This is a genomic window from Neobacillus sp. GCM10027624 (assembly GCF_042675345.1).
Taxonomy (GTDB): domain Bacteria; phylum Bacillota; class Bacilli; order Bacillales; family Cytobacillaceae; genus Neobacillus; species Neobacillus cucumis_D.
Window position 1 is genome coordinate 1 of sequence record NZ_JBHTHD010000029.1, and the last position, 10267, is coordinate 10267.

Genomic DNA, 10267 nt, shown 5'->3' on the forward strand with positions numbered 1-10267 from the left:
AAGGGCATGAGTCCGGTTGAATACCGAATTCATGCCCAGGAAGCTGCCTAATATTTGTGTCTAACTTTTTGGGTTCAGATCAAAATTCAGCCCCTTTTTTAATTTGGAGATACATTTTTAAAAAAACTTCGATATTTTCTAATGAGTGTTGAGGCTTTTGTTTGACTAATATTTAAAGCTTTAGCAACTTTTCTGGAACTCTTATAAGTTTCGTAAGCTGCTAATACGATCCGTTTTTCAGTGTTTTCTAGTGCCTCATTTAATGAAGTAAAAATGGGTACATCAATAGGGGTGTTGGTGCTGATGAGTTCTGGAATGTCTTGTAGACCAATATATGAATCGGTGATGACAACTAATCGTTCTATTACATTTTCGAGCTGCCGGACATTACCTGGCCATGAGTAGTTAAAAAACAAATTTAGACTTTCCTTGGTAATTTTGATTGTTTTTTGATACTTTTCATTAAAAAACCTTAAAAAATAATAGCATAGTGGGATAATATCTTCTGGACGTTCTCGAAGTGGAGGAATATTTAATTCAATTACGTTTAAACGATAATACAAATCATCTCTAAATATTTTTTGTTTGACTAATTCCTCTAAATTTTGATTGGTAGCTGCGATAATCCTAACATTAACTTTTTTTACTTTATCTCCACCTACTGGAATGAACTCCTTATCTTGTATTACCTGAAGAAGTTTTGCTTGGATTTTGGATGAAATTTCGCCAATTTCGTCCAAAAAAACCGTCCCATTATTTGCTGCCTCCAAAAGCCCTTTTTTGCCCCCCCTACTTGCTCCCGTAAATGCACCTTGAGCATAACCAAAGAGTTCAGATTCAATTAAGTTATCAGGAATGGCAGCACAATTTAGGGTAAGCAATGGTTGGTTTTTTCGATCACTTTTTTGATGAATAAAATTAGCAAAAAGCCCTTTTCCTGTCCCGGATTCCCCACGGATTAGAACGGTAGAATCTACATGAGCGACCTTTTCAGCAAGCTTAATCACCTCGTTTAGTCTATTACTGTTTGTAATAATTTTATGGTCAATTTCCTCTACAATTGTTGGTTGGACTTTTTGTTTTTGCTTCAAAATTTTATAGTTTTCAAGTTCGTGAGCAGTAATAACTATTAAAATGATTTCTTGATTTTCGTTAAGGATTGGTACAGCGGTTGTTAATAATTCACTTCCAATGTAGGTTACTTGTTTGATCGTTACTGGTTTTTTTTCTTTAAGAACGAGTGGAACCACAGATGGTTTCCATAAACCTCTTTCAACAAACTCAGAGTTTTTTCTTCCTAATACATCAGCTTGAGTCAATCCATAATGGTATTGGCAATGCTTATTAACATAAACCACCCGTAGATTTTTATCTAAGACAAAAATTTCATCCGAAGAGTTTTCTAATATGGTTTCTAAAGTTTCTTTTGAAATTTGGACATCACTCGTTAACATAATTCCTCCGACTTAGTGAGTTAATATACACTCAATTTTATCAGATAAGTCTAAATATTTAAACAAATAAGTTGTAAAAAGTGATTTAAATCACATTGATCGAGTAATTAATAACTCATTGAGTGGATATTGCCTCGTTTTTTTATAAATTAATGGGAAAAAATTAGACTTTTTCCCTATATAGAAGGTAAAAAGGCATTGGCACGAAATTTGCAGTAATAAAAGTTATAGAAATTAATCCATGATGGAAGGGGAAAAAGCAATGAAAAAAGAATCTAGTTTTATTTTCAAAACGATTCCATATTCGCTTTACACGGATCCGGAAGTTCTGAAGGTTGAGCAGGAATTAATTTTTAAAAAAACATGGCAAATTATAGGCCACGAAAATGATATTAAAAATCCAGGAGATTTTATCACATGTGAAGTTGCGGGAGAGCCAATCGTAGTGGTTAGAGACGAAGACCAAATCGTTCGTGCTTTTTATAATGTTTGTCCACACCGTGCAACTAGACTTGAAAACAATGAAGCAGGTAATAAAAAGATTCTTCAATGTTCCTACCATGGATGGACGTTTCATCTAAATGGCAAGCTTCATCGGGCACCTAACTTTAAAGATAATCCTTGTTTTTGTTCAGATGAAATTACTTTGAAATCGATTCGGTGTGAAGTGGAAGGTTCTTTAGTATTTGTTAACTTAGATCCTCATGCTCCATCACTTTATGATACGTATAAGGACTTTTTTGAGGATTTCAAACAATTTAACTTTCACAACGATTTGAAACAATACAATGAAAGGGTTCGTGAAATTAAGTGTAACTGGAAAGCATTTATTGATAACTATTTAGAATGCGATCATTGTCCAATTGCACATCCGGGATTTACTGCTACTTTAGACATGAACAAATACCAGATTATCAATCAATCAAATTGTAGCGTTCAAGGGACACAAGTTAAGGAGAACCCTGGTAAACAAAGTTTGAGTTTAGATATGCAAACAGTTGAAGTAAAAGAAGGACGTTTTTACTGGCTGTGGCCAAATACGATGATTACGGTATATCCAGGTCCAGGAAATATTTCAATAATAAAAATGCTGCCAGTTGACCATGAAGCCACTAGGGGAATCTACCAAGTATATTTTAAGGGTGGAGAACCTACGCCTGAACAGGAAACTTTATTGGCATTTGCCGACCAAGTAAGAATGGAGGATGTTGTAATAGTTGAAAGAGAGCAAATTGGATTTCGCTCTGAAGCTTTTAAAGAGGGGATTCTTTCTCCAACCGAGCATGGGGTTCTCTACTTCCACAATCTTATTAGGGAATCTCTTCTTATAAAGGGAAATGACTTCCTTGTAAATCGTTAGATATTTAAAAAAGTAGAATTGTAGAATTAAAAGGAGGGTAATTTTTGATTACATTTCAAGACGTCAGGAAAGTTTATAACCAGAATGAGATAATTAAAGGGATTAATTTTACTGTTAATCAGGGAGAACTTTTTGTATTAATTGGCCCCAGTGGCTGCGGAAAAACCACGACAATGAAAATGATTAATAGGTTAATAGAACCCACAGGGGGACTAATTAAAATAAATGGTGAAAACATTGCCGAAAAGGATCCTGTTCATCTTAGAAGAGATATAGGGTATGTTATTCAGCAAATTGGATTATTTCCCCATATGACAATTGCTCAAAATGTTGCTCTTGTTCCTAAATTAAAGAAAATGAAAGCAGAGGAATATGAAAAGCGTGTGGATGAGCTGCTGACAATGGTAGGATTAGAACCAGAAAAATTTAAAATGCGATACCCTTCAGAATTAAGTGGAGGTCAGCAACAACGTGTTGGTGTAATTCGGGCAATGGCCGCAAATCCATCGATTATTCTAATGGATGAACCATTTAGTGCACTGGACCCAATTAGCCGGGAACAATTACAGGATGAATTAGTAAAACTTCAGAAAACGATTAAAAAGACGATTGTATTCGTGACCCATGATATGGACGAGGCCTTGAAAATCGCTGACAGAATTTGTTTACTGAAGGATGGAGAAATCGTTCAGTTAGATACACCTCAAAACATTTTGGCTAATCCGGCAAATGACTTCGTAGTTGAATTTATCGGTTCAAAGCGGCTTCAGCAAAATTTGAAATTATTCAAGGGCTATAAAGATGAAAACAAATTTCAACGTGAGGTTGCTGGCAATGAATGAGTTTTTACAGTTTATAAGTGAACGGCATAATCAAATCTTTCATATTCTGTGGCAGCATGTTTATATATCATTTATCTCAGTCTTTGCTGGTTTTTTAGTTGCAATACCCTTAGGGATTATATTAACAAGATTTGAGAAGTTGAGTAAATACGTAATCGGATTTGTTAATATAATCCAGACGATTCCTAGTTTAGCTTTGTTAGGATTTATGATTCCGTTGCTCGGAATAGGTGTCGTACCTGCTATTTTTGCTTTGTTTTTATATTCTTTATTGCCAATGTTACAAAATACTTTTACTGGTATTAGAGAAGTAGACCCTTCTCTTACGAACGCAGCAAGAGGTATGGGAATGACGGAACTTCAAATATTAATGAAAGTTGAAATTCCAATGGCAATATCTGTCATAATGGGTGGGTTTCGTACAGCCACCATCTATACGATTAGCTGGGCAACACTTGCTTCTCTTGTAGGAGGTGGAGGCCTAGGGTACCTAGTCTTTACCGGTTTAACAATTTCAAATAATAATATGCTCCTTTCCGGTGCACTTGGAGCTGTAATTTTGGCAACGCTTACAGAATATTTAACAAGAAGATTACAATTTTATGCAACACCAAAAGGGCTTCGAAAATAATATATTTGGTCTTAGGGGGATATGAATGAAGAAATTTATAGGTGTATTCGTACTAGTTTTTACTTTATTAGTATCGCTAGCAGGCTGTGGAAAAAGTGATACCGTAAACATTGGATCACAATCTTTTTCAGAGCAGCTGATTCTATCAAATATGGTTAAATTATTGATTGAGGATAAAACAGATTTAAAGGCAAAAATTGTTGAAGGACTAGGTTCTACTCCTGTAGTTCATAAAGCTCAAACTAAAGGGGATATCCAGGTTTCGATTCGATATGTAGGGACTGATTTGAGCGGTACTCTAGGGATGACTTCTTTTCCAACTGACCCTAAAGAATCGTTTGATCTTGTATCGAAAGAATTTGAAAAAAAATATAAACAAACATGGATGCAGCCATTTGGTTTTGAAAATACGTATGCATTTACCGTGAGGCAGGAACTTGCTGATAAATTGCATTTAGAAAAGGTTTCAGATATAGCTCCCGAAGCAGGGAAATTAAGTCTTGGTACGGACAATGCATGGCTAGAGAGACCCCAAGATGGTTACCCGGCATTTGAAAAGACTTATGGGGTTAAGTTTGGGAAGACCTCTCCAATGGATATAGGATTAGTGTATAAGGCGGTTAAGAATAAGGATGTAGATGTGGTACTAGCCTATTCAACTGATTCAAGATTAAAACAGTATAATTTAAAGACACTCACTGATGATAAAAAGTTTTTTCCATCTTATCAGTGTGCCACTGTTGTAAGTGATGACTTACTTAAAAAGCATCCAGATTTAAAAGGTGTAATGTCGAAACTTAGTGGATTAATAGATTCTAAAACGATGACAGATCTAAACTATAAAGCGGATATTGAAAAAAAGGAACCGAATGAAATCGCGAAGGAATTCTTAATCGAAAAAGGGTTAATTAAAAAGTAGCATCAACCCATGAAAATCTAGGAGGTGAGAGGTCATGCATACGATTATTGAAGCCTTCTCGGTGCTTATAAATAATTGGGACACTATTCTTGAGCTAACCATTCAGCATATTTATATGAGCTTTTCCGGTGTCATAATAGCAATTATTTTAGGTATTCCATTGGCTGTACTCATGTCTAGAAATGAAAAACTTGCTGTTATCATTCAAACAATTATAAATGGTATCCAAACCATTCCTAACATTGCATTATTACTTGTGATTATGATTTTCTTTGGCTTGGGATCAACAACAGCTATTTTTGCTTTAGTATGTTATTCCTTGTTACCGATTATTTCAAATACTTATATTGGATTGAAAGGTGTCGATAAGCATTTAGTCGAGGCAGGTTTGGCTATGGGAATGACCAAACAGCAGCTTTACTTTAAGGTCAAAATTCCACTAGCTTTTCCGATTATCATGGCTGGGATACGAATTGCTACTGTGATTGCCATTGGTGTTGCGACGATTGCTACATTCGTTGGAGCAGGTGGTTTGGGTGATTGGATTTATCGCGGAATTACGACTACCGATGATGCGAAAATTCTTTCAGGGGCAATCCCTGCAGCATTACTAGCGATTTTAGTAGATTTTATCCTTAGACTGATTGAAAAGAAATCAGGTGTTCATCTTCATAAAGTAAAGTCATAAAATTAAAAAATTGTGTTTCAACCCCCTGAAAGTCCTAATCTTTTAGGGGATAAACTTGTATATGCATAAATTTCTCAAATTTATAATGAGGGATTAGAATGAATTATTTGTTGCTTGCGTGTATTCAACTTTCTTATGTAGCTTTTTTCTGTTTACGAAGCGTTTATATGGTAAAAGGGCAAAGAATTGTAACAGTAATGGTGGGGATGCTTGAAATATTCGTTTATATAATGGGATTATCGATGGTATTAAACAACATTCATTCACCATTAGGGGTATTCATTTATTGTAGTACCTATGGAATTGGTATATTCATGGGTATGACAATTGAAAGAAAACTAGCATTAGGGAATATTGTTCTTCAGGTTATTACTTTAAATGAATCCGAGCTTAGTAATAAACTTCGAGAAGAAGGATTCGGGGTAACCTCCTGGGAAGGCCAGGGTTCTTTAGGTAGACATGTAGTACATCTTATTCTAGCTAAAAGAAAGGATTTCAATCGTATAAAAAAAATTGTTAAGTCAGTAGAAGAAGGCGCATTTTTAATTTCTTATGACGCTACTGATTATATCGGGGGCTACGGATTGAAGCAGGGAGGCTCAAATAAAATAGAAAGAATACAATAGGAAATTAAAACCTTTTGAAACACAAATTTCGTTTTGTTGGGATTGGAAGCATTATGAAACCTTTTCATGAAGAATGCTAATCATTTTTGGATGATCAATTTGTTAATTTTATAAATAAAAAATTGCTGTCGGGAATATTTCCCGACAGCTTAAAACTTAAAGGAGTAAATATTCATCTAGTTCTTTTATTGCCCTATTCCTATTCCTGTATTAGATTTAACTAGCACTTCCTCAAACTTCTTCACATCTGCCTTTTGGCTCGAGAAGATGGTGCCAAGGTAGCCGGCAAGAAATCCAAGTGGAATTGACACAATTCCCGGTGTCGTATATGGGAAAATAGGGTTGCCAACAAAAATGGCCTTGCCTACTTCAGGACTCATTACACTTGGACTAATTAAAACTAACCCGATTGCTGAAATAAGTCCCACAACCATTGCCCATATTGCACCGGAAGTGTTAAAGCGTTTCCAGTAAATGGTGTAAAGGATAACCGGCAGGTTGGCACTTGCTGCTACTGCGAAAGCAAGGGATACTAAGAAGGCAACGTTTAAGGTTTGTGCGCCAAGTGCAAGAACGATTGAAATAATGGATACCCCAATTGCTGCATAACGCGCCATTGTCACTTGCTGCTTTTCAGTTGCCTTTCCTTTACGAAGGATTTCATTGTAGAAATCATGAGCAAAGGCGGAAGCTGCTGTTAAAACAAGACCCGCCACAACGGCAAGGATCGTTGCAAACGCCACAGCAGAAATAAACGCGAACAACATGTTGCCGCCAATCGCTTTAGCTAATAGTGGTGCCGCCATATTTCCGGCAGGATTTGCTGTCACAATGGCTTCATTGCCAACAAATGCAGCTGCACCAAAGCCAAGGAAAATTGTCATAACATAGAAGATTCCAATTATCCATGTCGCATAGACAACGGAGGAACGAGCTGTTTTTGCATCTTTAACCGTGAAGAAACGGACAAGAATATGTGGAAGTCCAGCAGTCCCTAAAACCAGACATAAATTTAGCGAGATTGTATCCAAGCCAATTTTATATTTCACCCCTGGATTTAAGAAGGCTTCTTTTAAGGGAGTTGCAGTTTTCATTTGCGCAAACATATCAGTAAGGCTGAAATTGAATTTAGCTAGTACAATAATTGAGATGACGAAGGTGCCGCCCATTAAAAGAATTGCCTTAATAATTTGTACCCAACTGGTTGCATGCATTCCTCCAAAAATAACGTACACGGTCATTAAGACTCCAACAATTAATACGGATGTCGTATAATCCAAGCCTAATAATAATTTAATTAGTGCACCAGCTCCAACGAGTTGCGCAATCATATAAAAAATAGAAATCGTAACAGTATTCATCGCAGCAAAGCCACGAATCTTTTTGGTATCAAAACGAGCCGCAATCATATCTGCAAAAGTATATTTTCCTAGGTTTCGTAAAGGCTCTGCAACTAAATATAGAACAACAAGATACGCTACAAGGAAACCAATACTATAGAAGAAGCCATCAAATCCGGTTAAGGCTACAGCTCCCGCAATTCCAAGGAAGGATGCAGCCGACATGTAATCACCGGCAATAGCTAGACCATTTTGCCACCCTGTCAGCCCCCCTCCGGCAGTGTAAAATTCGCTTGCATTTTTCGTCCGCTTAGAGGCTAAATATGTAACGATCAGCGTGACAAAAACAATGGCGAGGAACATAATAAATGCAGCTTTATTCATAAGCTATTGCCTCCTTCTTGGATCACTTGATTTGCCATATCATCGAATTTAGCAGCCTTTTTCGAGTAAAGGATGCATAATCCCCATGTCATAACAAATTGAAGGAAAGCAAATACCCATGCCCAAGTAATATTGCCTATAAATTTATGATTTAACACGGTGGAATAAGAAGTTAGGATTGGTAAAGCAAAATAAAAACAAAAGAAGAAAATGGTTACTGGGATGATAAATTTTTTCTTTTCGGAGAGTAATGTTTGAAATGATGAAGATTGTGCAATTTTACTGTAATCGTTTTCAATATTGTTTGACGTTTTTTTAGCCTCCAATTTAAAGCTCCCCCTCTCAAATTAAAACCTTGATTTTTTAATATGAGGAAAACAAAACTCAAAGTCAATGCGAATTAAGTGTAAGAAATAGAAATATTGATTCTCCTTTTTAGCCTCCTTAAATTGATTTTTAAAAATTTTGAAAATTCTAATCTAAATCTAATTATAGTTTTTAACTACCAAATCTTGCAAGATAAAATTTCAAAAAAAGGGAAATTGAACCATTTACACATAAAAAAGAAAGCCCTTGTTTAACAAAGGCTTTCTTTTTTATGGAGAATAGGGGGCTCGAACCCCTGACCTCTTGCATGCCATGCAAGCGCTCTCCCAGCTGAGCTAATCCCCCAAACGAGTTGTACAAGAGAAATTATATATGCTTTTGGTTATTCATGCAAGAGGAAATTATAAAAAAAGAGCCAAAGGAAATGGCTCTCAACTAATACTTTCAACTTCTACCTTTTTAACTCCTTCAAATTGTGAAATAGAGTAGTAAACATCAGTTGTTTTTTCGCGATAATCTACTGCCACCAATATTTGTACCGAGTGATCGCCATTATCCAAATCTTTAATTCGTATTCTACGAATAATATATTGTTTTTCCATAATAAATGTTATTACTTTTTCAATCTGATCTTTATCTCGCATAAATAAATGGAGGCTAATTTCTTTTTCCCTTAATTGCTTTGGACCAATAAGCTTCAATAGAAATGGAATTAATTCTACGCTAATAATTAGGAGGGCAACTCCGGCAAATGCCTCCCAATAAAAGCCTGCTCCAACAGCAATTCCGATTCCAGCGGCTCCCCAAATCATTGCCGCGGTAGTCAGGCCGGAAATAGTGTCATTCCCCCTCCTTAAAATAACACCTGCACCTAAGAAACCAATTCCAGAGACAATCTGTGCAGCAAGACGGAGCGGGTCCATTGTAATTTTCACGTGGTCTGAATTAGGGAACATGTAAGCTGATTGAATGGAAACAATCGTCAGGAGACAACTCACAATAGACATAACAAGACTTGTTTTTAATCCAACTGGCTTTCTTTTTAACTCACGTTCTAGTCCAATGATGAGCCCAAGTACAGCTGAGATCCCAAGTTTTATCAGTATTTCTGTATTAATACTATTCATGTAATTCACGCCCAATTTTTAAATATAATTATAAAAATTATTATTTATTATATCGTATGAATGAGAGGCAGGAATTATTTTGTTGAATTTTATATGCGAAAAAAAAGGATTGTAAGTCACTTCTTTTATTAAGTTAATAAAAAGTATTGTGATAATAATTTCTCCAATAAATAAAACAGCACATGCCTGTTAATTCGATTTGGTTTCTTTTAAAAAACTTTTAAAATTATATTGCAATCATTTCTTTATCATGGTATATTAAATCTCGTCCTCATCGAGAGCGTCACTCAACGAAAAATAAATTTTAAAAAGTTGTTGACATTATGAAAGAGGATATGATAAATTAAAGAAGTCGCTTTTGAGCGGCGGCGAAAAAGTACAAACTAATAAAAAATGTTAGTAGTACAGATTGTTCTTTGAAAACTAAACAAACAAAAACGTCAACAAACAATAATTATCGTGTTTCTTCTATTATATAGAGAACACGAGCCAACGTAACAAATGAGCTAAATCAACTTTCTTGGAGAGTTTGATCCTGGCTCAGGACGAACGCTGGCGGCGTGCCTAAT

10 protein-coding genes and 1 tRNA gene are annotated in these 10267 nt (G+C 35.7%); 6 read left to right on the forward strand and 5 right to left on the reverse strand.

All coding sequences use genetic code 11. The features are described from left to right. Nucleotides 1-98 precede the first annotated feature (98 nt). The gene (locus tag ACFQZ9_RS28675) at nucleotides 99-1454 is read right to left on the reverse strand and encodes a sigma-54 interaction domain-containing protein (protein ID WP_498946762.1); all 1356 of its coding nucleotides are present in this window, start codon (nucleotides 1452-1454) and stop codon (nucleotides 99-101) included. Nucleotides 1455-1716: 262 nt separating this feature from the next. Here ACFQZ9_RS28675 and ACFQZ9_RS28680 point away from each other — a divergent pair, with 262 nt between their 5' ends. The 6 genes from ACFQZ9_RS28680 (at nucleotide 1717) to ACFQZ9_RS28705 (ending at nucleotide 6520) form a co-directional block, all read left to right on the forward strand. Further along, complete coding sequence (locus tag ACFQZ9_RS28680; RefSeq protein ID WP_232490052.1) at nucleotides 1717-2814, forward strand: aromatic ring-hydroxylating oxygenase subunit alpha; 1098 nt, start codon at nucleotides 1717-1719, stop codon at nucleotides 2812-2814. Nucleotides 2815-2858: 44 nt separating this feature from the next. Beyond that, nucleotides 2859-3656, forward strand: coding sequence for an ABC transporter ATP-binding protein (locus tag ACFQZ9_RS28685; protein WP_498946763.1), 798 nt, complete (start codon nucleotides 2859-2861; stop codon nucleotides 3654-3656). Further along, nucleotides 3649-4287, forward strand: coding sequence for an ABC transporter permease (locus tag ACFQZ9_RS28690; protein WP_498946764.1), 639 nt, complete (start codon nucleotides 3649-3651; stop codon nucleotides 4285-4287). The genes ACFQZ9_RS28685 and ACFQZ9_RS28690 overlap by 8 nt, the downstream gene beginning before the upstream one ends. A 25-nt stretch (nucleotides 4288-4312) precedes the next feature. Further along, the gene (locus ACFQZ9_RS28695; RefSeq protein WP_198310206.1) at nucleotides 4313-5206 is read left to right on the forward strand and encodes a glycine betaine ABC transporter substrate-binding protein; all 894 of its coding nucleotides are present in this window, start codon (nucleotides 4313-4315) and stop codon (nucleotides 5204-5206) included. A 34-nt stretch (nucleotides 5207-5240) separates the two neighbouring features. After that, nucleotides 5241-5894 carry an ABC transporter permease gene (locus tag ACFQZ9_RS28700; protein WP_198310205.1) on the forward strand — a complete coding sequence of 218 codons (654 nt, stop codon included), beginning with the start codon at nucleotides 5241-5243 and terminating at the stop codon, nucleotides 5892-5894. Between the two features lie 98 nt (nucleotides 5895-5992). Next, complete coding sequence (locus ACFQZ9_RS28705; RefSeq protein ID WP_498946765.1) at nucleotides 5993-6520, forward strand: DUF2179 domain-containing protein; 528 nt, start codon at nucleotides 5993-5995, stop codon at nucleotides 6518-6520. A 185-nt stretch (nucleotides 6521-6705) separates the two neighbouring features. Here the strand turns inward: ACFQZ9_RS28705 and ACFQZ9_RS28710 are convergent, their stop codons facing one another. The 4 genes from ACFQZ9_RS28710 to ACFQZ9_RS28725 all read right to left on the reverse strand — a co-directional run bounded on the left by ACFQZ9_RS28710 (nucleotide 6706) and on the right by ACFQZ9_RS28725 (nucleotide 9698). Further along, on the reverse strand, nucleotides 6706-8244 hold the full coding sequence (locus tag ACFQZ9_RS28710) for a solute symporter family protein (protein WP_498946767.1): 1539 nt from the start codon (nucleotides 8242-8244) through the stop codon (nucleotides 6706-6708). Next, on the reverse strand, nucleotides 8241-8570 hold the full coding sequence (locus ACFQZ9_RS28715; RefSeq protein WP_498946768.1) for a DUF485 domain-containing protein: 330 nt from the start codon (nucleotides 8568-8570) through the stop codon (nucleotides 8241-8243). Before ACFQZ9_RS28715 ends, ACFQZ9_RS28710 begins: the two co-directional genes overlap by 4 nt. A 273-nt stretch (nucleotides 8571-8843) precedes the next feature. After that, nucleotides 8844-8916, reverse strand: a tRNA-Ala gene (locus tag ACFQZ9_RS28720). 86 nt (nucleotides 8917-9002) lie between these two features. Then, on the reverse strand, nucleotides 9003-9698 hold the full coding sequence (locus ACFQZ9_RS28725; RefSeq protein ID WP_498946769.1) for an MgtC/SapB family protein: 696 nt from the start codon (nucleotides 9696-9698) through the stop codon (nucleotides 9003-9005). Between the last annotated feature and the right edge of the window lie 569 nt (nucleotides 9699-10267).